This is a genomic window from Joostella sp., assembly GCF_048266025.1.
Taxonomy (GTDB): domain Bacteria; phylum Bacteroidota; class Bacteroidia; order Flavobacteriales; family Flavobacteriaceae; genus Galbibacter; species Galbibacter atrarenae.
In genome coordinates this window covers 252191-276428 of sequence record NZ_JBLXAF010000001.1, presented here as the reverse complement: position 1 = coordinate 276428, position 24238 = coordinate 252191, and the positions used below count along the sequence as shown (strand labels likewise).

Genomic DNA, 24238 nt, shown 5'->3' with positions numbered 1-24238 from the left:
AATACTAACCTATGAAGTCTTGTTATTTTGTAACAGGGATTTCTACAGAAGTCGGAAAAACTATTGCTTCGGCAATTATTGTAGAGGCCTTACAAGCAGATTATTGGAAACCTATTCAATCTGGAGATTTAAATAATTCTGACACGCAGAAAGTACATACTTTAATCTCTAATACAGAAACTAAGTTTCACCCAAATAGCTATGCGTTAAAAGTTCCGATTAGTCCGCACGCAGCTGCTGCTATTGATAATGTAGAAATAGAAATTGATAAAATAAAACTTCCAGAGACTGATAACAATCTGGTGATAGAAGGTGCTGGCGGGATTTTGGTACCACTAAATGATAAGAATACTATTATGGATATTATCAGTCCTAAGTATAAAATTATTGTGGTTTCTAGGCATTATTTAGGGAGCATAAATCATACGTTGCTTACAGTAAACTTACTTAAAGAGCATGGTTTTGAAGTTTCTATTCTATTTAGCGGAAAAGAGCATCCTACAACAGAGCAGATTATTCAGAAAATGACCAATGTTCCTGTAATTGGTCGTATTGATGAAGAAAAAGAATTCACTAAAGAAGTGATTCAGAAGTATGCTAAAAAGTTTAAGACTGCTTTAGAAAAACTATAGAATTTTTACTGTAATTTTGTGACTCTAAATAAAGATTTATCTTTTTAAAATCGTACAATTATGTTTACAGTTGCGCAAATCCATAAAGCACACGATAAGGTTAAAAGTGGAGCTGATTTTCCAGGGTATATTCAAGAGATAAAAGCATTGGGAGTAGAAGGTTTTGAAACATTTGTTGAAGATAGTCATACCGATTATTTTGGAGCGAATGGCTATAAAACAAGCTCTGATGCTGTTTATGATGCTTTGACTATTGCTGAAAAAAGTAATAAAGAGAAGTTTACTGTACGTTTAAAAGCACATCAAAAAGGAGAAACCGATTATATGACTTTTTGTAAGGATTGTGCCGAGAATGGTATAGAAAAATGGGTTGTAGATCTTCATAAAATGACATGCATTTACTACGACAAGGGAGCAAATGAAATCCTTGTTGAAAAAATTCCTGGAGTCTAAAAAGTAGCTTCTTTTTCATTTTAAAATCTAAAAGAATCTGCATCTTTGCAGTGTAATTGTTTATTTACAAAAACACTGTTTTATGACACTTTCTGAAAGAGATAAAAAACATCTTTGGCATCCATTAACACAGCACAAGTTACACCCTGAAGCTATTGCAATTACGCATGCAAAAGGAGCTGTTTTATACGGCGAGGATGGTAAAGAATATATAGATGGGATTGCTTCGTGGTATACTTCTGCTTACGGACATTGCCATCCTTATATTGTTTCATGTGTAAAAAAGCAAGTAGAAACTTTAGATCAAGTAGTTTTCACAGGACTTACGCATGAGCCTGTTGTGAGGCTTTCAGAAGAATTAATTAAGATCCTTCCTAACAATCAGAACAAACTTTTCTTTTCCGATAACGGTTCTACTTCCGTAGAAGTAGCTATAAAAATGTCGTTACAATACCATTTTAATAAAGGGGAAAAGAGAAATACACTTATTGCTTTTGAAGAAGGTTTCCATGGCGATACTTTTGGCGCCATGTCGGTTTCTGGTTTGTCGGTTTATAACGGTCCTTTTGAAGAGTTTTTTCTTTCTGTAAAGAGGATTCCAGTGCCAAATGGAGATAACAATCAAGAGGTTTTAAATCAATTAAAAGCTATTATTGCTGAAAATGAAGTGGCTAGTTTTATCTATGAACCTTTAGTTCAAGGAGCTGCAGCTATGAAAATGCATGATGCTGAAGGTTTAGAGTTTCTTATTAAGGAGTGTAAAAATAGTGGAGTTGTTACTATTGCCGATGAGGTGATGACAGGTTTTGGTAAAACAGGAAAGAATTTTGCATCTCTTCATTTAGATAGCTATCCAGATATTATTTGTATGAGTAAAGCGCTAACAGCTGGGATGGTTCCGATGGCAATTACAAGTTGCTCTGAGGAGGTATATCAAGCATTTTATAGCGACGATATTGGAAAAGGACTCTTTCATGGGCATACATATAGCGCCAATCCGATTGCTTGTGCAGCTGCACTTGCTGGTGTAGAGTTACTTCAAACAAAAGAGATGCAAGATAATATCCAACGGGTAATTGCATCACATCAGAAATTTGATGAGCGTATAAAGAATCATCCAAAAATAGCTAGAACTAGGCAGTGTGGAATTATCTATGCAATAGATTTAGATGTAGAGATGGAGCGTTATGGGAATCTACGCGATAAATTATTAAGCTTTTTCTTGGATAATGAGTTGTTTATGAGACCGCTAGGGAGTACTGTTTATATCGCAGCACCTTATGTAATCAGTGATGAGCAATTGCAAAAAATTTATGATAAAATTGAATTTCTGATTCAAAAAATACTATAAATTAGCATTAGAAATTAATAACCTTAGGGCATGTCCATGAGGTATAAAAACAAAAAATATATTTATATGAAAAGTATTTTCATGCTCCTTCTGTATTGTAGAATTAAAATTTATTCGGATATCATATAATGATACATCCGCATACTGAGCTACGATTTATTTCTGAAGAAATAGGTCATGGCGTTGTGGCTACTAAATTGATTCCTAAAGGAACAATTACATGGGTTCAAGACCAATTGGATTTAGTTTTTTCTCCATCTCAAGTTTCGGAAATGACTAGCGATTACCAACAGATATTAGATTATTTTACTTTTAGAAATAGTAAAGGGGAATTTGTGCTTTGTTGGGATTTAGGGAAATATGTAAATCATAGTTTTAAAAGTAACTGCTTAACTACTCCTTACGATTTTGAAATCGCAATCCGAGATATTTATCCTGGGGAAGAACTTACTGATGATTATGGATACCTAAATATTGCTAAGCCTTTTAAAGCAAAAAATGAAGGAACAAGAAGAAAAACGGTATACCCAAACGATTTATTGAAATACCATCCTATTTGGGATAAATCGCTACAGAATGCTTTTTATGATATAAAAGATGTAGAGCAACCATTATATAAGTTCTTAAGCAAGGAAGTATTAACTAAGGTTGACAAGATAAATAAAGGAGAAGCTGTTCTAGACTCTATTATTAACTGCTATTATAAAGCTAAATAAATGTGATGATTAGCAAAACCTCGAGATCTATATATTGGTTTAGAGGTTTTGTTTTTTTGATAAAGTGCTTTTAAATTGAATGCCTATCTTTGGGACTTCCTAATCTAGAATTAAAAAACACTCCATGAGCGATAGTCCGAAAAAAAATAATGAGCAACCCAATAATCCTCTTCACGGTGTAAAGTTAGCGGATATCCTCGAGCAACTTGTAGAAAATTACGGATGGAAGGAAATGTCTGAACGTGTAAATATTAATTGTTTTAAGAGTGACCCTTCTATAAAATCTAGTCTTAAGTTTTTAAGGAGAACTCCTTGGGCAAGAGAAAAAGTGGAAAGGATGTATCTTTATATGAATGGGCGTAAGTAGTTATTGATATTGCTGAAAAATTAATTTTAATTTTATTTATTTTATTGACAGCTATGTTGTTATAGGTTTGTTGTGAGCCGTATTTTTTGTTGTTTTTCTGGAGGTTTTTATGCTATTTTTTTATTTATAGTAACTTGTAAATAATATAGATACGCATGAAAAGAAGAACTTTCGTTAGAAATGTTGGAGTAGCAAGTAGCGCTTTAATGATCCCCAATTTATATGGAGGAGTAGGTGTTTTAGAGGATGAAGATTATCCGTTAATGGATTTACATGTTCATACCACAAAAGATTTTACTATCGATATGGCGATGGAGCTAGCTAAGGAGAGAAATGTGAAATTTGGTATTGTAGCCCATCCGCATGACTTTGAACTTAAAGATGATAAAGACCTCGCAGCATATATAAATCTACTTAAAAAGTATCCTGTTTATGTTGGTTTGCAGCCTATGCTTACCGATTGGAGTAAGAATTTTTCTTCTGAATTATTAAATAAGTTGGATTATATTTTAATGGATCCTCAAGCGATTCCGTTAGGCGATGGAGAATATCAATTGATTTATAAGTTAGAAACCTATGTTGAAGACATCGATGCCTTTATGGCTAAATACCTCAAACACACACTTAATATTTTACATACTGCACCCATGAGTATACTTGGGTGGCCACTCTTTCTACCTGTCTGTATTGCAAAGGACTATTATGAGATTTGGACTGAAGAGAGGATGTTAAGTATAATAGAGGCTGCAAAATCTAGAAATATTGCGATTGAAATAAATGATATGGCACAAACCCCACATCAAGAATTTATATTAATGGCAAAAGCAGAAGGGCTGAAATTTACTTTTGGTTCTGATACCAGAAATTCTAATGCTGGAAGGCTCGCTTATTGTAAACGAATTGCTGATGAATGTCAACTTAAAAAAGAAGATTTTTACATTCCGAATGGAGTCAACTTCTCCTAAATTTTATACTGGTATTTCAAATGGTGTTTCCCATTAACTTTTCACTATTAAACACTAGCTTTGCAATCGAAAAATGTAGATGAATTACCAATGGATACTAAAATTGCTATTACAGCACTTTCTTCGATTTCTGCTTTGGGGGATACTTCAGAAGAAATATGGAGTAATTATTTAAAGGATAAACACTTTTTAAACAATAAGAATTTCGATTCAGATACTGCATTAGTTGCAGCTTTGCCGGAGGCAAGTATCGAAAAGATAGAAGCTTTAAGGGCTTCAGATATAAAATATAAAAGTTTAGATAACTCTGTTTTATACGCAATGTTAGCTTCTCGAGCGGCGGTAAAGCAGGCGGGATGGAAAGCAGGTGACGATTTCGGAATCAATATTGGTTCTTCTCGTGGCGCTACTTCTTTATTCGAAAAATACCATGAAGAATTTTTAAAAGAGGGACGTTCTAGTACTTTGGCTTCTCCTACCACAACTTTGGGGAATATTTCTTCTTGGTTGGCACACGATTTACAGTCGGAAGGACCAGAACTTTCACACTCTATAACCTGTTCTACAGCATTGCATGCCTTAGTAAATGGTGTGGCATGGATAAAAAGTGGAATGAGTAATAAGTTTTTAATAGGAGGAAGTGAAGCTAGTTTAACTCCTTTTACGATTGCTCAAATGAAGGCATTAAAAATCTACGCCGAAGACAAAGAGGCTGCGTATCCTTGTAGAGCATTAGATTTAGAGAAGAAAAGAAATGCAATGGTTTTAGGAGAAGGAGCTGCTGTTATTTGTATGGAAACATCACCAGAAAAAGAGGTGTTGGCGTATGTTGATGGTGTTGGATATGCTACGGAAGTTTTAAAACATAATATTTCTATTTCTGAAGATGCTGTGTGTTTTCAGAAGTCAATGAAAATGGCGTTGAAAGATACTAAGTTAGAAGATGTTGATGTTATTGTAATGCATGCTCCCGGAACTATAAAAGGTGATAGTACAGAATTAAAAGCTATAGAAAAGGTTTTTGGTGAGCACAAGCCTGCACTAACCACTAATAAATGGAAGATTGGACATACGTTTGGAGCTTCAGGTTTATTGAGTTTAGAATTAGGTGTTTTAATGATGCAACATCAAAAGTTTATAGAAGTTCCTTATATTGAACATAAGATTAAACCAAAACAAATTAATAAAGTACTGATAAATGCCGTTGGATTTGGAGGTAATGCAGTAAGTGTATTATTGTCAAATTAGTTTGTAAAGTCGGTTTTTTTGAGATACTGATAATAAATAGCAAAAAAAGTATTGCCTATTGTTACATAAAAATGGGTTTTGAACACGGCGAAACCCAATTGTAATTACTATTTTTGAATTATAAATGATTGTTGGCTTAGGGATTGAGAGGTATGTTTGAGCTCTCCCAATTTTTATTATTGGGAAGCGAGTAACGAAAGCCCGGCTCTAGACATAGCATGTCTGGAGAAGCCCCAAATATATTTTTTATGACTGAGATAAGACATAACTGGACAAAAGAAGAGATTTTAGAGATTTACAACAAGCCATTAATGGAGTTGTTGTATGAGGCAGCAACTGTGCATAGAGAACACCATGATCCAAATATGGTACAGGTGTCTACTTTGTTGTCTATAAAAACGGGAGGTTGCCCAGAAGATTGTGGGTATTGCCCGCAAGCAGCCCGTTACCATACAGATATTGAGGGGAACGATTTGATGACGGTACCGCATGTAAAAGCACAAGCTTTACGAGCAAAAGCGTCTGGAAGTTCACGCGTTTGTATGGGAGCAGCGTGGAGAAATGTAAAAGATGGACCAGAATTTGATCAAGTTTTAGAAATGGTTCGTACCATTAATAAACTTGAAATGGAGGTTTGTTGTACGCTAGGAATGATTACCGAAAACCAAGCACAACGTTTGGCAGAAGCAGGGCTTTACGCTTACAATCATAATTTAGATACTTCTGAGGAGTATTATAAAGAGGTGATTTCTACGAGAGGTTATGAAGATAGATTGCAAACTATAGACAACGTTAGAAAAACGAATGTTACAGTTTGTAGCGGTGGAATTATTGGAATGGGAGAGAAATTAGAAGACCGTGCAGGGATGTTAGTTGCACTTTCTACTTTGAGTCCGCAACCAGAATCAGTTCCAATAAATGCATTGGTAGCTGTAGAAGGTACTCCAATGGAAGAGGAGAAGCCTGTAGAAATTTGGGATATGATTAGAATGGTGGCAACAACTCGAATTATAATGCCACAAACACAGGTACGTTTATCTGCTGGAAGAACGCAAATGAGTAGAGAGGGACAAGCAATGTGCTTCTTTGCTGGTGCGAATTCTATTTTTGCTGGAGATAAATTACTAACTACACCAAATCCTGATGTAAATGAGGATATGGAAATGTTTAAAATGTTAGGTTTAAATCCACAAAAGCCTTTTGTGAAAAAGGCACAACCAGATTCTGTAGATGCAGAAAAGTCAAAATTTAAGCCTTTAGGAGAAAAGCCAAAGTGGTCACGTCCTGGGCATACCATTGAGAAAAATGAATCTGCAAAGGAACTAGCAAAAAAAGCTAAGACCGTATAGTTTTTAAGATATTGAAGGAGAGCATCGTAATGATGTAAATTATACGAATTGTTTGTAAATATGGTATTTTTTATGCTATAATTACAAACAATTCGTACTTTTATACAGTTTATTTCAAGTTATTTTTATGCACTTAAAAGAAATTCCTCGTTTAAAAACGATCACAAAGGACGACTTTATAAAAAATTATGTAAAGCCACAAAAGCCTGTAGTAATTGAGCAATTAACAGAAGATTGGCCTGCATATAAAAAGTGGCATCTTAATTACATAGATGAAGTAGCGGGAGATAAAACTGTTCCTTTATATGATGATCGTCCCGTTACGCATGAAGATGGTTTTAATGAGCCTCATGCAAAAATGAAGATGAGTGAGTATATAAAGTTGCTGGAATCTAAACCTACAAATTATCGTATTTTTCTTTATAACCTTATGAAGGAAGTACCAGCTTTACAGAAAGATTTTAAGTGGCCAGACATTGGTATAAAATTAGTGAAGCAACTCCCAATGTTATTCTTTGGTGGTGAAAATAGTAAGGTGTTTATGCATTTTGATATTGACTATTCTAATATTCTACATTTCCATTTCCACGGAAAGAAGCAATGTATGATATTTCCGCCAGATCAAACTAAATATATGTATAAAGTACCTCACTCTTTAATTTCTCGTGAGGATATAGATTTTGATAATCCAGATTACGAAAAATGGCCAGCGTTGAAGTCGGCTGAAGGTTATATTACACATTTAAATCATGGAGAAATGTTATATATGCCTGAAGGATATTGGCATTATATGAAATATGAAACTCCTGGTTTTTCTATGAGTTTACGCTCACTTCCTAAAAAGGCATCTAATCTTTTTAAAGCAACGTATAACGTTTTTGTAATGCGTAATTACGATAATATGATGCGTAAGATTAAAGGTCAGGATTGGATTGATGAAAAGAATGAGCGTGCGATAACCAAAACACACCAAGAATTGGGAATAGATTCTTAACTTTTAATATGAATTATTATATACTTTCTTACAGGACCGTAAAAAACTACCTAGAAGAGCGTCCAAAATATAGGGCTGAACATTTGTTATTGGCCAAAGAATATGCTGAAAACGGACAATTAGTATTGGCTGGAGCTATGGATAATCCCGCAGATGAGGCATTATTAGTTTTTAAGTCTGAAAGTGATGAGGTAGCCAGAAACTTTGCCGAAAACGATCCGTATGTGAAAAATGGACTGATTGAAGAATGGACAGTTAGAAAATGGAATGTGGTTGTAAATAGTATGGAGGGTTAATTGTTTTAATAGCCGAATCTAAGAAATCAATTCATTGACCTTTTCGTAAACTAAATGTGATTCCCAACCGCGATATAAGAGGTAATCAGCAATTTTTTTCTTTTTCTTAAAAGGATTTTTCTCTGTTACCTGTGCAGCTTTTTTTTCTGCAAGGGCATTGAAAGTTTCGTAATATTCATCATCAGAAATCTCCTTCAAGGCAGTTTGAATATTAAACCTCGAAATTTGACGGTATTTTAATTCTCGTAGGATTCTATTTTTACCCCATTTTTTTATTTTGAATTTTCCTCTTGTAAAACTTTTAGCAAAGCGCTCTTCATTTAAAAAGTTATGTTCAATAAGATGAGATATAATTGTATCTATCGCAATAGGAATCATATTCATTTGTCGCAATTTTTGATTTACCTCATAATGGCAACGCTCTTGGTAAGCACAGTAGCTCTCTAGCTTTCGCATGGCTTCTTCTACGGTATATGATTTAGCGTTATCCATGGTGTAAAGTAACGAAAAAACATAAACTTAAATGTGTGTAATTATGAATTGTAGAAATCATCTTGAAAACTAATGTTTTATAGTTAAAAAAATATTTTACCTTTAGTACCCTATTCTTAAACCAACCAATTTTGAAACAAATTAAAGAACGCTATTTATCGTTAGATGTATTTAGAGGACTCACTCTTTTTTTAATGATAATAGTTAATACTCCAGGTTCTTGGAGTTATATCTACAAGCCATTACACCATGCACACTGGAATGGATTTACACTGACAGATTTAGTTTTTCCAACCTTTTTATTTGTAGTAGGAAATGCTATGAGTTTTAGTTTGAAAAAGTTTGAAGAGATTGGAGATTCTGCTTTTTTAAAGAAAGTTTTTAAACGAACGCTTCTTATATTTTTAATAGGTTTTTTACTGTATTGGTTCCCATTTTTTAAAGATGGCGAGTTAAAACCAATTTCTGAAACTAGAATCTTTGGTGTTCTCCAACGGATTGCTTTATGTTATTGTTTTGCTGCTTTGATTCTACATTATTGGAAGGCAAAAGGAGCATTTATATTTAGTATTATAGCCTTGGTGGGATACCATGTAATTTTGCTTTTGTTTGGTGATCTTACTATGGAAGGGAATGCAGCTATAAAGGCAGATTTATGGCTTATTGGTCCTTCTCATATGTATAAAGGAGAAGGTTTTCCATTTGATCCAGAAGGTGTTTTAAGTACATTACCAGCTATTGTGAATGTAATTGCAGGTTATTTTGCTGGTGCTTTTCTTCAAAAAAATGGTAAGAATTTTGAAACCATTGCAAAGTTAATGATGGTTGGTGCATTATTAATATTTATAGCATTGGGATGGGATTTATTATTACCTATAAATAAAAAACTATGGACCAGCTCTTATGTTTTATTAACGGTTGGAATTGACTTAATGGTGATAGCTGTTTTAGTGTACATTATTGAAATTTTGAATAAAAGAAGTTGGACATCTTTCTTTGAGGTTTTAGGTAAAAATCCACTCTTTATTTACATCCTTTCAGGAGTATTTGCAACATTGCTTCTTACTTTTTCTATAGATGGTACTTCTGCTTATGGGTGGATTGCACAAAATCTATTTATGTCTTGGATGGGGAATCGTTTTGGGTCTCTAGTGTTTGCATTAGTTTTTGCAATGATACTTTGGGGAATCGCCTATTTTATGGATAAAAAGAAGATTTATATTAAAGTTTAAACCTTATAGCTATTAAGATGATTATATAACCTATTAAATAGGCAATGAGATCAAGGATATCGAAAGTAGAACCAATTATAATTCTTGCAATTTTATTTTGGATTTCTAGTAAATCTATGATTTTTATAAGCTGAAGAAATTCTACCAAAAAGGCTATTAATAATACAATGGCAGCTATTTTATAATTGGTTTTATTATATTTTTCTGATGGTTCTAGACTTACTTCAGGTTCATTGTTTTTGGTGTTTATAAACATTTTAAAAAAAGAATATAGGAGTGGGATTACAAGTACATCGCCTAGAAAACCTCTAATGAATTCTTGCTGAATGTATAAAGCAATGCATACCTCAATCTGAAATAGTAAGAGAAATATAAGAAGATGTTTTGAATTGAATTTAAAAATCTTCATGGTTGCCAAGTGTGCTATTTAAAATTATCCATTTAAAAAGTTATAGCATCTAGCGGAGTAATTTCGCTAGATGCTATTGATTATTTTTAGCTGTTATTCCAGTCAATTTTTTTTGAAAAGAACATTACGAAAGCTAGAATTAAAAACAACCCGATACTACCTACGAGTAATGCATAGTCTTCTAATTGTATAATTACATAGATAAATCCATAAAGGCACAAAAGCGAGCCTCCAATCATTAAGGCAAATTTATATCCGTTCAGTATTGTTTTAGAATAGAGCGTAATAAGTGCTAAAACTGAAGCCGCCGCAATTATATATGCTTTAAGGAAACTACTATGTTCTGAAATGGAAATTAATAATGTATAAAACATTATTAATGCTAAACCTATCATGACATATTGAAACGGATGAATGTATATTTTGCTAACCAATTGTATTAGTAGAAACACCAATAATGTTAGTCCTATTACTAAGATTCCATATTTTGAAGCACGTTCACTTTTAGCATATTCGCTAACAGGAATAATCAAATTTGTTCCGAATGCAAATTCTCTCAGATCAGGCAAGTTTCCGTAAAATTCCTGTTCAAATTGTCTGTTTATTTGAAGAACTTTCCAAGAAGCTTTAAACCCATTTTCAGATATTTCTCTCGATCCATCTTCTGGTAAGAACATGCCGTCAAAACTCGGTGAAGCCCAGTTAGATTCCATTTTAGCGTTAGTATTCTTGCCAATTGGAATAAATTTTAAAGACTGACTCCCATTAACAGTTAGATTAAACTTGAAATTTGTATCCTTTTCAATAATAGCTTTTGCATTTTTTAGAGGTTCACTTTCAATACTATTTAGCTGAAGTGTATTTTGAGTATTGGGTTTGTAAATAGGGGTCATAGCAAGTTCATCATTTTCTAATTTTATAACTGCTGAATTCCTTATTCCTTTTAGGTTTGAAGTTTGAATAAGTAATGTTATTTTGTCCCAAAGAATGTTTTCTTCTGAAATACTTTCTTTTGAAAAATCGATCTTAGGAAAACTTCCATCTACATTAATATCAGTAGTATAAACCACAGATTTATAAATACTCCGATTGAGAGGTTTTGTTGTTACTTTAGAGTTTATATTCAAATCGTCTGGAAAGAAATAAGCATATGTTATGCGCTCATTTATTTGTTGCTCGTTCTGATTTGTTTTTTCATTGAAGAAGGTAACCTTAGAGATTTTTTTATAAGGTACTTTTAAAATTGCTCCAGATAATAATACTTCATCTCCCCATTTGCTATTAATTTCTCGTACCACATTTTCTTGTCTGTAACCTCGTTCTTCGATGAGATTTTGCACAAAAGATAAAGGGATTAGTAATATCAATAATAAAAAGCCTACAACTCCCATTCTAGCTGTTATTGATTCTCGTAACCATGTTGTTATTCTATTTCTTTTTTGTTCCATTTTTGTATTTATTAAAGTACTTTGAATTTCAAAGTAAATGATTAAAAAAATATTAATTGATTAATTTCTCGAGCGCTTCGATGTGTTTTTTAAATTCAAGTTTCCCAATTTTAGTAGCATTATAATTAGTATGGGGTTTTCTACCTACAAAAGTTTTTTCTACGGAAATATACTCAGCTTTTTCAAGCGCTTTAAGATGGCTAGCTAAATTTCCATCGGTAACACCTAAAAGCTCTTTTAATCGGTTAAAATCGGCATTATCGTTCACAACTAAGATAGACATAATACCTAGTCGCACACGATGATCAAAAAGCTTATTTATATTATCTATTATTCCCAATGCGATTCTTTTTTTCCTCAACAAACATAATACTTCCGTAGATAATGTGAAAAAATCCAAAGCCTATAATCCAAAACCATAATCCATATCCTGGTAAAGCAGCGCAAAGTAATCCTGCTATAATTTCTGCATAACCTAAGTATTTTATATTTCCAACCGTATACTTTGAAGCATTAACCAAAGCGAGGCCGTAAAAAATAAGCATGAGTGATGCCGTTAATCCGTAATGCTGACTATTTAGCTTAATTAAAATATAAATACCCCCAGTTACTAATGGGATTAGAAAATTAATTAGCAATCTTCGGGTCGTTGGATCCCAAATTTTTTCGTCATTCTTTTTAGCTTTTCTAGTGGTTAATAATAAGGCTGTTACAAAGCTTAAAATAGCAATAGCTGCAAGTAAAATGATTAACCAGTTAAAATTTTTGCTATATACATATAGTTTTTCACCAGGAGCAGGGAATAGGAAGTAATAACCAATAAACGCGCCGATGATAGCATAAAGTCCAGCAAATATTCCTGATAAACCGCTCAGAGAGATAAATCGTGAAGAGCGATTCATCATGTCTTTAATTTCGGTGATATCTTTTAAGTAATCTTTTTTATTCATTTTAAAGTACTTTGAAAAACAAAGTAAATATAAAATTTTCTATTTTCAAAGACAAATGATAAAAAATGATTTTTAAAACTTAAAGTGGAGGCTTTAATATTTTTATTATCTTCGGAAGGTTTAATTTTTTTGAACCGATTAACAACCACTAAATTACCGCCAACCAATGCCATTATTAATTGTTCTATTAGGAATACTGCTACTCCTTTTACTGATTGTCAAATTTAAACTCAATGCTTTTCTTTCTTTTATAATCGTTTCCTTATTTGTAGGAATCGCAGGAGGAATGGATCTTTTAACTGTAGTAGATTCCATACAGAATGGAATTGGTAATACGCTAGGGTTTTTAGTGCTTATTCTAGGCCTTGGCGCAATGCTTGGAAAACTAGTTGCCGATAGTGGCGCAGCACAACAAATAACAGCGAAGCTAGTTGATAAATTTGGTCGTAAAAATATCCAGTGGGCTGTAATGCTAACAGGTTTTATTGTTGGAATCCCGATGTTTTATTCTGTTGGTTTTGTGATTTTGATTCCATTAGTTTTTACAGTTGCTGTTTCTACAGGAGTGCCTTTGCTTTATGTTGGGTTGCCAATGTTGGCGTCCTTATCTGTAACACATGGTTATTTACCGCCACATCCTGCGCCAACTGCGATAGCTAATCAGTTTAATGCAGATATAGGTAAGACTTTATTGTATGGAATTATTATCGCTATTCCTGCAATTATTGTGGCTGGACCACTACTTTCTAGGACAAAACTTATAAGAAATATAAATGCTACTCCGCTTAAAGAATTTTATAATCCTGTGATTTTAAAGGAAGATCAAATGCCGAGTATGAGTGTGAGTATTCTTACAGCCTTATTACCTGTTATTTTAATAGGGACTTCTACAATTGCGAATCATTTTTTGGATGAAGATCTTCTTATTTCTAAGATTTTAGCTTTTTTAGGAAACCCTGTTATTGCGATGTTAATTGCTGTGTTAACTGCAATTTATACGTTGGGACTTGCTAGAGGGAAGAAAATGCCAGAGGTAATGGATTCGCTAACGGCTTCAATTTCTAGTATTACAATGGTGCTTTTAATTATTGCAGGTGCGGGTGCGTTAAAGCAAATTCTTGTAGATAGTGGTGTAAGCGATTATATAGCCGACCTAATAAAAGATTCAAGTTTATCACCTTTATTGTTAGCGTGGCTTATTGCTACTGTGATTCGCGTTTGTGTAGGTTCTGCTACTGTGGCTGGTTTAACAACTGCAGGAATTGTATCTACCTTAGCACAAGCAGATGGTGTAAATGCAGAATTAATGGTGCTAGCAATAGGCTCAGGGAGTTTAATGCTTTCTCATGTAAATGATAGCGGTTTTTGGCTATTTAAAGAATATTTTAATCTTTCAGTAAAAGAGACACTTTCCTCATGGACGGTCATGGAAACTACCGTTGGAGTAATGGGATTAATTGGTGTTTTAGTATTGAATATGTTTGTTTAAATGAAATGTATAATTAGTCGCATAAATAGTCTGTGTGATGTTATAAAATAACATAAATGAAACCTTCAGAAAAGATAAAAGAATTAGGATTAATACTTCCTCCAGCACCAAAACCAGCGGGTGTATATCGACCGATTTTAGTGGTAGATAACTTTTTATATGTTTCGGGACAAGGCCCAGTAAATACCGATGGGAGTTTGATGTTTGGAAGAGTGGGAGATGATATTGATTTAGAAGATGGTTATGCCGCTGCTAGACAAGTTGCGCTTACAATGCTCTCTACAATTCAAACGCATTTTGGTGATATTGATCGTATAAAACGCGTTGTAAAAGTATTAGGAATGGTAAATTGTACACCTGAGTTTAGAAAACACCCTTTGGTGATTAATGGATTTAGTGAGTTAATGGCAGAAATCTTTGGTACAGAGCACGGAATTGGTGTAAGAAGTGCTGTAGGAATGATGCTCCCAGATAATATTCCTGCAGAAATAGAAGCAATGTTCGAACTTCATAAATAGAAAATTATGAATTGGTACGAAATTTCTAATATTGATAATATTGCAACACCAGCTTTATTAGTGTATCCAGAGCGAATTAAATTGAACATTCAACGAATGATTGATATTTCTGGTGATGTTAATCGATTACGACCTCATATAAAAACTCATAAAACAGCAGAAATTATTAAGCTTCAGCAGCAAGTTGGGATTAATAAATTTAAATGTGCCACTATTGCTGAAGCAGAATTATTAGCAAAATGTAATGCTAAGGAAGTGCTTTTAGCAATGCAACCTGTTGCTGAAAATATAAATCGGTTTTTTCAACTGAAGGAAAAGTATCCGAATTCACAGTTTTCAACGATTGTAGATGATGATGTTATTATTCAGAAAATAAATAAAATCGCAATTGAAAAAGGTATAAAAGTTTCTCTCTGGTTGGATGTAAATGTAGGGATGAATAGAACAGGAGTAAAGCCAGATGAAAACGCATGTAAGCTCTTTAAATTGCTTCTTGAAGCTGATAATATTATTACTGAAGGATTTCATGTGTATGATGGACATATCAGGGATTCTGAATTTCAAGTTAGAAAGGATACTTGTGACGTGGCTTTTGAAAAAGTTTTATTGTTGAAAGAAAAGTTAGAAGGGGAAGGTTTGCATGTGAAGAATATTATTGCTGGCGGATCGCCAACATTTCCTGTGCATGCATTAAGAGAAGAAGTTGATTTAAGTCCCGGAACGACATTGCTTTGGGATGCTGGTTACGGAGATTTATTTCCAGATATGGAAATGCTTCACGCAGCAGTTTTAGTTACTCGTATAATAAGTAAGCCTTCTGATGGAGTTCTTTGTTTAGATTTAGGGCACAAATCTTTGGCTTCAGAGATGAATTTTCCAAGAGTAAAGTTTTTAAACACTGACGATTTTGAGCAGGTTGGTCAGAGTGAAGAGCATTTTGTAGTTCACACCAATAATTCGGATGCTTATAAAGTGGGAGATGTTTTTTATGCACTTCCGATGCATATTTGCCCTACAGTTGCTAAATATCAAGAGCTTCAAGTGGTCGAAAATAATGTTGCTGCTAAAACCTGGGAAGTTGTAGCGAGGAATCAGAAAATAACTATCTAACCATTTTTTAAAAGCCTTTTTAAGGGCAATATTTATAATTCAATATTCAAAATAAAAATATGTTTATACTTGATGCACACCTAGATCTTTCTATGAATTCTATAGATTGGAACCGAGATTTAAGATGGTCTGTCGAAGAAATTCGTGATTACGAAAAAGGGATGACAGACTTACCGGGGAGAGGTCAAAATACGGTTTCTTTGGATGCTATGAGAAAAGGAAATGTAGGGTTGTGTGTAGCCACGCAAATTGCGCGTTATGTAAAAAAGGAAAATCCTTTACCGGGATGGAATTCTCCACAACAGGCATGGGCGCATACGCAAGCACAATTAGCGTGGTATAAGGAAATGGAAGCTTTGGGGGAAATGAAGCAGATTACAGAAATTAATGGGTTGGATGCTCATTTGGAATATTGGAATACTACAGATGATTATAAAAAGACAATTGGTTATATTTTAAGTCTAGAAGGAGCAGATTCCATAGCTTCTATGGAACATTTACATAAGGCTCATGCTTATGGATTGCGAGCTATTGGTCCGGCTCATTATGGACCAGGAACTTATGCATTTGGTACAGATTCTGTTGGAGGAATTGGAGAGAATGGAAAGGAATTGCTTAGAGAAATAGAAAAATTAAACCTTATTTTAGATGCTACGCATTTATGCGATCAAAGTTTTTGGGAGGCTATGGAAGTTTATAACGGATCTGTTTGGGCGAGTCATAATAACTGTAGAGCTTTGGTAGACCATAACCGACAGTTTTCGGATGAACAAATCAAGGAATTGTTAGGAAGAAACGCTGTAATTGGAGTGGTAATGGATACTTGGATGATGGTTCCGAATTGGGTGCGTGGTAAATCTACTCCTAAAAGTATGGATGCTTCTTTAAAGCAAATTATAGATAATATTGATCATATTTGTCAGCTAGCAGGAAATGCAACTCAGGTTGGAATTGGCTCTGATCTTGATGGAGGTTTTGGTTTAGAACAATCACCACACGATTTAGATACTATTGCAGATCTTCAAAAAATACCAAAAATGTTAGAAGCTAGAGGATATTCAGAAAAAGACATTGAAGGAATTATGAATGGTAATTTTTTAAGGTTTATTAGAAACGTTTGGAGCTAAAAACAAAAGCCTTACTTTTTTAGCAAGGCTTTTGGTAGTTTGAATGTCTATGAAGCTTAAGCTTCTTTTAAAGATTTCATATCAATTACAAAGCGGTATTTCACATCTGATTTTACAACACGGTCAAAAGCTTTATTGATATTTTGGATGTCGATCATTTCTACATCAGAAACAATATTATGCTCTCCACAGAAATCCAACATCTCTTGGGTTTCTTTAATACCTCCAATTAGAGATCCAGCTACACGTTTTCTTCCGGTAACCAAAGCGCCACCGTGAACAGGGTCTATTGGTTCAATAGCTCCAACCAACACCATTGTTCCATCTCGTTTTAAAAGTCCTAAATATGGATTTATATCATGTCCTACAGGGATAGTATTTAGAATGAAGTCAAAGCTATTAGCGTGAGATTTCATCTCTTCTGTATCTTTAGAAATTAGGACGTCATCTGCTCCTAGAGATTTGGCATCTTCTGCTTTAGATGGAGACGTTGTAATCATAATAACTTTGGCGCCTAGAGCGTGTGCAAACTTTATTCCCATGTGTCCTAATCCGCCTAAACCAACAACACCTACTTTATCTCCTTTTTTGACATTCCATTCTCTTAAAGGAGACCATGTTGTAATACCGGCACAAAGCAGGGGAGCTACAGCTTTTGTGTCTAAATTTTCAGGAACTTTAAGTACAAAATCTTTATCTACTATAATTTGTTCAGAATAACCTCCAAAGGTATGGCCTCCTAAATCTTTATCGACTCCATTGTATGTAAATGTAGCTCCATTTTCGCAATATTGCTCTAGGTTTTCTTTGCAGGAATCACATTCTCTACAAGAATCTACCATGCAGCCTACACCTACTAAATCACCAACTTTAAAGTTGTTTGCTTTAGATCCGACTTCTGTTACTCTACCTATAATCTCATGTCCAGGAACAACTGGGTATTTTGAGTTCTTCCAATCGTTTCTTACTTGATGAATATCACTATGACAAACGCCACAGAAATCGATTTCAATTTTTACATCTGTATCTTTTATATTTCTACGTTCTATTTTATGTGGAACTAAATCTGCATCATTTGTAAGTGCAGCATATGCTTTAACTTGACTCATAACAATTTGATTTTATGTTAGTTTATGCAATTTATTTAATATTGATGAGAATATAATTAACCCATGTTAAGTTCTGCTACATGAATGTTAAAATAATAATATAGGAAATGTTTTTAAGAAGATGTTTTTTGAGTTGTTAAGAGAATTTATTGTAAACAAAAAAACCACGCCTTGGCGTGGTTTTAATAAGTTAATTTAACTTTAAAATTTTTCCGTCTTTATCTTTAAAACGGTATTCTAGATATGTGTAAGCATCTCTTGGTAAAATTTTAACCCATTTTTTATGTTCTAAAAACCATTTAGAACGTGCGGATGGAAATCCTTTTGTTAAATATGCGGCAATAAAGGGATGTATATTTAATACAATTCCATTATTTCCATTATTACTTTGAATGATGCGTTCTAGATCGAAATTTATTTTATTTATTAAAACGATAGGAGCTTCAATTTCTCCACCATTTCCGTTAGGATTTTCCTCACGGGTTTTAATATTCATTTCTGGTCTTACGCGTTGCCTTGTAATTTGTATGAGGCCAAACTTACTTGGAGGTAAGATTTTGTGTTTGGCTCTATCATCTTTCATTTCGTCTCTTAGGTGGTCATATAATTTTCTTCGATTGTCTGCATTAGACATATCTATAAAATCGACTACAATAATACCTCCCATATCTCTTAATCTTAACTGTCTAGCTACTTCTGTAGCTGCAATTAAATTAACCTCTAGAGCTGTGTCTTCTTGAGATTTAGCTTTGTTAGAACGGTTTCCGCTATTTACATCAATAACATGTAATGCTTCTGTGTGTTCTATTACTAAATAAGCTCCTTTGCTTGAGGATACGGTTCGGCCAAAAGAAGTTTTAATTTGTCTTTCTATTCCATGTTTTTCAAAAATAGGAACAGAAGAATCATACAATTTTACAATAGATTCCTTTTCTGGCGCAATTTCATGCAAGTAATCTTTAATTTGGTAATAAAGCGTTTCGTCATCTACATGGATTCCAGTAAAGTCATCGTTAAATACATCTCTTAAAATAGAGGCTGCACGATTCATTTCACTTAAAACTTTAGACGGATAGTTCGCTTTATAAATTTTTTTGCACAACGCTGTCCACTTAGTCAACAGGTTGTTTAGATCTTTGTCTAGTTCGGCGACTTTTTTGCCTTCTGCCACTGTACGTACAATCACACCAAACCCTTTTGGGCGGATGCTCTGTACAAGCCTTTTTAAACGATCTTTTTCTTCCTTACTTTCTATTTTTTGAGAAACAGAAACTCGATCAGAAAAAGGAACCAGTACTAAATACCTTCCAGCTATAGATAGCTCGGAACTTATTCTTGGTCCTTTAGTGGAAATAGGCTCTTTTACAATTTGTACTAGTATAGATTGATTGGCTTTTAAAACATTGTTTATAATGCCATTCTTGTCTATATCTTTTTCAAATGGGAAATCTCTTAAAGAGAAATCTTTTAGTTTACCTGTGCTTACACGTTTAATGAATTTCAACAAGGAGCTCAATTGAGGACCTAAATCGTGGTAATGCAAAAATGCATCTTTTTCGTACCCTACATTTACAAAAGCAGCATTTAAACCGGTAACCGGCTTTCGCACCTTTGCAAGCATAATATCCCCCACGGAAAAGTCACTGCTTTCTTCTTCCTTGTGTAATTCAACAAGTTTTCCATCCTTTAATATGGCAAAATCAACGTCAGAGGAACTAGATCTTACGATTAATTCTTTATTCACTCTGAATGAATTTTTATCTGTCATAGAGCTTCTAGAATTAACTAAAAACTATAAAACCGATGGATTAAACAATAAATTTGTCTCACCAAGTTAATGGTGAGATAAATTTTTACTACAGGTTTTTTTGAATAAACCCAACGAAATTAACCCTAGCTTTTGCTAAGATTTAATTTCTTTTTCAATGAACGTTTAGTATAATGAGTATACAATCACTTAAAAAAGAAAAAGTAGTTATCTAACTACTTTTTCTTGTGACGGTTAGCTCTTCTTCTCTTCTTACGCTTATGCGTAGCTACCTTATGTCTTTTTCTTTTTTTACCGCTTGGCATCGACTTAAATTTTTTATATTAATAATTATTTTACTTCTACGCTTGTTTTAACACCCTCTACAAATACTTTTGCGGGTTTGAAAGCTGGGATATTGTGAGCAGGAATCTTGATAGTTGTGTTCTTAGAAATGTTTCTTCCTGTTTTTTCTGCTCTAGTTTTGATGATAAAACTACCAAAACCTCTTAGGTAAACATTATCACCGCTTTCTAATGAGTTTTTCACCTCTTCCATAAAGGATTCTACAGTTGCCTGTACATCTCCCTTTTCCATGCCAAGTTTCTCTGAAATCTTAGCTACAATGTCTGCTTTAGTCATTTTTTTATATTTGTTTACAGTGTTATAAATTTAGGGGATGCAAATATATAAATTAATTACCCAATAAATAAAGTGTAAATAATTAAAATTTAACTGAATAAAGCTATTATTTTTGAATCTGATACGAAAATGTATGAATTTTAAAGGCGTGATCATCACTTGGTATGGTCAAAATAAAAGGGATTTGCCATGGCGAGCAACTCAAAATCCATACTATATCTGGCTTTCAGAAATTATGCTTCAACAGACAAGAGTTGAGCAAGGTTTGCCTTATTATTTGAAATTTGTTGAAAAATATCCTTCAGTTTTTGACCTTGCAAATGCTTCAGAAGAAGAAATTTTAAAATTATGGCAGGGTTTAGGGTACTATTCTAGAGCTAGAAATCTACATGAAACAGCAAAAAAAGTCGCATTTGACTTAAATGGTGACTTTCCAAATAACTATAAAGAGCTAAAAAAACTTAAAGGAATTGGAGATTATACTGCAAGCGCAATAGCTTCAATTTGCTTTAATGAACCCGAACCTGTGGTAGATGGAAATGTAAACCGTGTTCTGGCAAGATATTTTGGGGTTGATACGCCAATAAATAGCACCGAAGGAATAAAATATTTTAAATCTTTAGCCGCAGAACTTTTAGATGTTAAAGATCCAGGCACCTATAATCAAGCGATTATGGAGTTTGGAGCAAAACAATGCAAGCCACAATCTCCTAATTGTGAGATTTGTAATCTTCAGCAGAAATGTGTTGCCTTTTTAGAAGATAGAGTGTCGGAACTTCCTGTAAAACTTAAAAAGGGAAAACTTAAAAAGCGTTTCTTTAATTACTTAGTTATTACTGATGATAAAAAAACAATACTTCAGCAGCGAGTAAAAAAGGATATTTGGCGTAATCTTTATGAATTTCCTTTAATTGAAACTTCAGCAGAAATAAATATTGAGGAATTGGAAACTAATGACGCTTTTTTGAAAATAACAAAAGGTCACTCTTATGAGGTTAGCTTGTTTAATGAAACCTCTAAAGTTCATAAATTATCACATCAGCATATATATACTCGTTTTTGGATTGTAACTTTGCAGAGTGTATTAGAAGAGGGTATTTCTGTCAATAAAGTCACGAATTATCCTGTTCCTGTGTTAATTGCTAATTTTGTTGAAGATTTTGGTTTTTAGATTTAGTTATTTTTAATACATTTATAAATTAACGAATTAGATTTTAAGAAATAATAAGATGAGTGGAACGTTAAACAAAGTAATGCTGATAGGTCACCTTGGAGATGACGTAAAAATGAATTATTTCGAAGGAGGAGGAAGTATTGGACGTTTTCCTTTGGCGACCAATGAAACCTACACAAATAGACAAACTGGAGAACGAGTTTCTAATACAGAATGGCATAATGTAGTTGTTCGAAATAAAGCAGCAGAAGTATGTGAAAAATACCTTAGTAAAGGTGATAAAGTTTATGTAGAAGGTCGTTTAAAAACAAGACAATGGCAGGGAGAAGATGGAAATATGCGTTACACAACGGAAATTCAGGTAACAGATTTCACATTTTTAACAAATAAAGGAGACGCTGCTGGAGGAGCTTCTCAAGCTTCCTCAGGAAGTAATCAAAGTAGTTCAACTCCACAGAATAAACAGCAAGTTGAGCAACCATCACCTTCAAACGAAGAGGATGATTTGCCATTTTAATTAAAATTAACTAAAACACAACGCATTGGACCCGGAGCCCGCGAGTTTAATTTCATTTTTTCTCATTATAGACACAACGTCAATTATTAAGTTAATTGTTTTAGTTGTTTTACTCATATGTTCTGCTCTTATATCTGGAGCAGAAGTAGCTTTCTTCTCACTTTCTCAAACGGATGTAAATGAGGCAGAAGATAGTAAAACAGCGGTTGGAAAGATTATAGTTAAACTTCTCGACAAGCCAAAGAAGCTATTGGCAACCATTCTAGTAGCAAATAATTTTATAAATATAGCTGTTGTTTTACTCTTCAGTTCCTTGGGAACCTTCTTTTTTGGATCTTTAAAAGGAACTATTCTTGGTGTAATAGACATCCGTTTTATTGTAGAAGTTGTAGCAGCTACATTTTTAATATTACTATTTGGAGAGATTCTCCCAAAAGTGTATGCTAATAGAAACCGAGTGAAATTTGCCTCTTTTATGGCATATCCTTTAAGCGTTTTGGATACGCTTTTCTATCCGCTTAGTATGCCGATGCGATCTATAACTATTTTCTTACAGGAAAAATTAGGGAAACAAAAATCAAATTTTTCTGTAGACCAGTTATCACATGCATTAGAGTTGACTTCTGAAGAAGATACTACAGTAGAGGAGCAGAAAATTTTACAAGGAATAGTTTCTTTTGGAAATACAGATACTCGCCAAGTAATGCAGCCTAGAATTGATGTTTTCGCATTGAATGAAGAAATGAAGTTCCAAGAGGTGGTAGATGAAATTATAAAGAATGGATATTCTAGAATTCCTGTTTATAAGGATAATATGGATAATTTCACAGGGGTTTTGTATGTAAAAGACTTGCTTCCATATTTAGATAAAAAGGATTTCGATTGGGCTTCTTTAAAAAGAGAGCCTTACTTTGTTCCTGAGAATAAAAAGCTGGATGATTTATTAAAGGAGTTTCAGGACATGAAAAATCATTTAGCTATTGTTGTAGATGAATATGGGGGAACTTCTGGATTGGTAACTTTAGAAGACATTATAGAAGAGATTGTAGGAGATATTAGTGATGAATTTGATGATGAGAATCTTGTGTATTCTAAGTTAGATGAGAATAATTATGTTTTTGAAGGGAAAACGGCTTTAAAAGATTTTTATAGAGTAATAGATATAGATAACGAAACGCTTTTTGAAGAGAATAAAGGGGAGTCGGAAACTATTGCAGGTTTTGTGCTAGAGATTTCTAAGGGGTTTCCTAAAAAAGGTGAGAATATAGTCTTTGATAACATTACATTTGTTATTGAGGCTTTAGATAAAAAGCGAATCAAACAGATAAAAGTTACACTTAATTGAAAATAAAAATATTTCTCAGTTTATTAATAAGTAGTGTTTTGTTGTACTCTTGCGGAGATGAAACACTTCCAAAACCCAAGGGAATGCTTCGTTTAGAATATCCAGAAGCTTCCTATACTTCTATCAAGGATACGTGTCCTTATTTTTTCAGTAAAAATAAAGAAGCAGAAATATCAGTGAGCGATAATTGTGCAATTACAGTTAATTATCCTAAAATGAATGCTAGTATATTCATTACTTACAAACCTGTAAATGATGATTTAAATAAGTTACTTAGAGATGCTCAAAAATTAACCTACGAGCATGTTGCTAAAGCAGATAACATCCAAGAACAGCCTTTTATTAATGTTGATAATAAAGTATATGGGATGTTTTATTTAGTTACAGGAAATGCGGCTTCAGCATCTCAATTTTATGTTACAGATAGCACTTCACATTTTTTAACAGGCTCATTATATTTCAATACCAAACCTAATTACGATTCTGTGTTACCTGCTGCACAATATATAGAAAAAGATATTAGAAAGATAATGGAAACGATCCGTTGGAAATAAATTT

27 protein-coding genes are annotated in these 24238 nt (G+C 33.5%); 19 read left to right on the top strand and 8 right to left on the bottom strand.

The features are described from left to right. Positions 1-11: 11 nt before the first annotated feature. The 10 genes from bioD (at position 12) to ACN0TY_RS01175 (ending at position 8371) form a co-directional block, all read left to right on the top strand. A complete protein-coding gene (bioD, locus tag ACN0TY_RS01220) occupies positions 12-632 on the top strand; it encodes a dethiobiotin synthase (protein WP_417443049.1) in 621 nt (206 codons plus the stop codon). Positions 633-692: 60 nt separating this feature from the next. Continuing rightward, entirely contained in the window at positions 693-1085 is a 393-nt protein-coding gene (locus tag ACN0TY_RS01215; RefSeq protein WP_417443048.1) for a DUF1398 domain-containing protein, read from the top strand. A gap of 82 nt (positions 1086-1167) precedes the next feature. Beyond that, complete coding sequence (gene bioA / locus ACN0TY_RS01210) at positions 1168-2436, top strand: adenosylmethionine--8-amino-7-oxononanoate transaminase (RefSeq protein WP_417443047.1); 1269 nt, start codon at positions 1168-1170, stop codon at positions 2434-2436. A gap of 128 nt (positions 2437-2564) precedes the next feature. Continuing rightward, positions 2565-3152, top strand: coding sequence for an SET domain-containing protein (locus ACN0TY_RS01205; protein ID WP_236957251.1), 588 nt, complete (start codon positions 2565-2567; stop codon positions 3150-3152). Positions 3153-3276: 124 nt separating this feature from the next. After that, positions 3277-3519, top strand: coding sequence for a VF530 family DNA-binding protein (locus ACN0TY_RS01200; RefSeq protein ID WP_417443046.1), 243 nt, complete (start codon positions 3277-3279; stop codon positions 3517-3519). A gap of 155 nt (positions 3520-3674) precedes the next feature. Next, positions 3675-4484, top strand: a complete 810-nt coding sequence (locus ACN0TY_RS01195) for a hypothetical protein (RefSeq protein WP_417443045.1) — start codon at positions 3675-3677, stop codon at positions 4482-4484. 90 nt (positions 4485-4574) lie between these two features. After that, positions 4575-5732: a beta-ketoacyl synthase N-terminal-like domain-containing protein gene (locus ACN0TY_RS01190; RefSeq protein WP_417443691.1), complete on the top strand. Its 1158-nt coding sequence runs from the start codon at positions 4575-4577 to the stop codon at positions 5730-5732. Between the two features lie 248 nt (positions 5733-5980). Further along, entirely contained in the window at positions 5981-7081 is a 1101-nt protein-coding gene (gene bioB / locus ACN0TY_RS01185) for a biotin synthase BioB (protein ID WP_417443044.1), read from the top strand. A gap of 127 nt (positions 7082-7208) precedes the next feature. Continuing rightward, a complete protein-coding gene (locus ACN0TY_RS01180; protein WP_417443043.1) occupies positions 7209-8075 on the top strand; it encodes a cupin-like domain-containing protein in 867 nt (288 codons plus the stop codon). A gap of 8 nt (positions 8076-8083) precedes the next feature. Beyond that, positions 8084-8371, top strand: a complete 288-nt coding sequence (locus tag ACN0TY_RS01175) for a YciI-like protein (RefSeq protein WP_417443042.1) — start codon at positions 8084-8086, stop codon at positions 8369-8371. A gap of 18 nt (positions 8372-8389) precedes the next feature. Here the strand turns inward: ACN0TY_RS01175 and ACN0TY_RS01170 are convergent, their stop codons facing one another. After that, a complete protein-coding gene (locus tag ACN0TY_RS01170; RefSeq protein WP_417443041.1) occupies positions 8390-8863 on the bottom strand; it encodes a regulatory protein RecX in 474 nt (157 codons plus the stop codon). A gap of 131 nt (positions 8864-8994) precedes the next feature. Here ACN0TY_RS01170 and ACN0TY_RS01165 point away from each other — a divergent pair, with 131 nt between their 5' ends. After that, complete coding sequence (locus ACN0TY_RS01165) at positions 8995-10095, top strand: acyltransferase family protein (protein ID WP_417443040.1); 1101 nt, start codon at positions 8995-8997, stop codon at positions 10093-10095. Here the strand turns inward: ACN0TY_RS01165 and ACN0TY_RS01160 are convergent. The 4 genes from ACN0TY_RS01160 to ACN0TY_RS01145 form a co-directional block, all read right to left on the bottom strand. Further along, on the bottom strand, positions 10085-10504 hold the full coding sequence (locus ACN0TY_RS01160; RefSeq protein ID WP_417443039.1) for a DUF2809 domain-containing protein: 420 nt from the start codon (positions 10502-10504) through the stop codon (positions 10085-10087). The two genes, ACN0TY_RS01165 and ACN0TY_RS01160, sit on opposite strands and share 11 nt — an antisense overlap. 86 nt (positions 10505-10590) lie before the next feature. Further along, positions 10591-11952: a cell envelope integrity protein CreD gene (gene creD, locus ACN0TY_RS01155; RefSeq protein WP_417443038.1), complete on the bottom strand. Its 1362-nt coding sequence runs from the start codon at positions 11950-11952 to the stop codon at positions 10591-10593. A 52-nt stretch (positions 11953-12004) separates the two neighbouring features. Beyond that, complete coding sequence (locus ACN0TY_RS01150) at positions 12005-12292, bottom strand: winged helix-turn-helix domain-containing protein (RefSeq protein ID WP_236957241.1); 288 nt, start codon at positions 12290-12292, stop codon at positions 12005-12007. Next, complete coding sequence (locus ACN0TY_RS01145) at positions 12276-12902, bottom strand: hypothetical protein (RefSeq protein WP_236957240.1); 627 nt, start codon at positions 12900-12902, stop codon at positions 12276-12278. Before ACN0TY_RS01145 ends, ACN0TY_RS01150 begins: the two co-directional genes overlap by 17 nt. Before the next feature lie 166 nt (positions 12903-13068). On the opposite strand from ACN0TY_RS01145, the gene ACN0TY_RS01140 reads away from it, so the two are divergent. Genes ACN0TY_RS01140 through ACN0TY_RS01125 form a run of 4 tightly spaced genes read left to right on the top strand, consistent with a single transcriptional unit; the run spans position 13069 to position 17146 of the window. Further along, positions 13069-14391 carry a gluconate:H+ symporter gene (locus tag ACN0TY_RS01140; RefSeq protein WP_417443037.1) on the top strand — a complete coding sequence of 441 codons (1323 nt, stop codon included), beginning with the start codon at positions 13069-13071 and terminating at the stop codon, positions 14389-14391. 56 nt (positions 14392-14447) lie between these two features. Further along, complete coding sequence (locus ACN0TY_RS01135) at positions 14448-14909, top strand: RidA family protein (RefSeq protein WP_417443036.1); 462 nt, start codon at positions 14448-14450, stop codon at positions 14907-14909. Positions 14910-14915: 6 nt separating this feature from the next. After that, entirely contained in the window at positions 14916-16019 is a 1104-nt protein-coding gene (locus tag ACN0TY_RS01130) for a D-TA family PLP-dependent enzyme (protein WP_417443035.1), read from the top strand. A 59-nt stretch (positions 16020-16078) separates the two neighbouring features. Beyond that, the gene (locus ACN0TY_RS01125) at positions 16079-17146 is read left to right on the top strand and encodes a dipeptidase (RefSeq protein WP_417443034.1); all 1068 of its coding nucleotides are present in this window, start codon (positions 16079-16081) and stop codon (positions 17144-17146) included. Positions 17147-17202: 56 nt separating this feature from the next. Here the strand turns inward: ACN0TY_RS01125 and ACN0TY_RS01120 are convergent, their stop codons facing one another. The 3 genes from ACN0TY_RS01120 to ACN0TY_RS01110 form a co-directional block, all read right to left on the bottom strand. Continuing rightward, positions 17203-18255, bottom strand: a complete 1053-nt coding sequence (locus ACN0TY_RS01120; RefSeq protein ID WP_417443033.1) for an NAD(P)-dependent alcohol dehydrogenase — start codon at positions 18253-18255, stop codon at positions 17203-17205. A gap of 190 nt (positions 18256-18445) precedes the next feature. Continuing rightward, on the bottom strand, positions 18446-19999 hold the full coding sequence (locus tag ACN0TY_RS01115; protein ID WP_236957234.1) for an Rne/Rng family ribonuclease: 1554 nt from the start codon (positions 19997-19999) through the stop codon (positions 18446-18448). A 354-nt stretch (positions 20000-20353) separates the two neighbouring features. Beyond that, entirely contained in the window at positions 20354-20674 is a 321-nt protein-coding gene (locus ACN0TY_RS01110) for an HU family DNA-binding protein (RefSeq protein ID WP_280985323.1), read from the bottom strand. Between the two features lie 103 nt (positions 20675-20777). On the opposite strand from ACN0TY_RS01110, the gene mutY reads away from it, so the two are divergent. From mutY to gldD, 4 genes are read left to right on the top strand one after another with little or no spacing between them, the layout of a single operon-like run. Then, the gene (gene mutY, locus ACN0TY_RS01105) at positions 20778-21815 is read left to right on the top strand and encodes an A/G-specific adenine glycosylase (protein ID WP_417443032.1); all 1038 of its coding nucleotides are present in this window, start codon (positions 20778-20780) and stop codon (positions 21813-21815) included. Between the two features lie 58 nt (positions 21816-21873). Beyond that, positions 21874-22335, top strand: coding sequence for a single-stranded DNA-binding protein (locus tag ACN0TY_RS01100; RefSeq protein ID WP_417443031.1), 462 nt, complete (start codon positions 21874-21876; stop codon positions 22333-22335). 25 nt (positions 22336-22360) lie between these two features. Next, positions 22361-23680, top strand: coding sequence for a gliding motility-associated protein GldE (locus tag ACN0TY_RS01095; protein WP_236957231.1), 1320 nt, complete (start codon positions 22361-22363; stop codon positions 23678-23680). After that, positions 23677-24234, top strand: coding sequence for a gliding motility lipoprotein GldD (gldD, locus tag ACN0TY_RS01090; RefSeq protein ID WP_417443030.1), 558 nt, complete (start codon positions 23677-23679; stop codon positions 24232-24234). Before ACN0TY_RS01095 ends, gldD begins: the two co-directional genes overlap by 4 nt. Positions 24235-24238 lie beyond the last annotated feature (4 nt).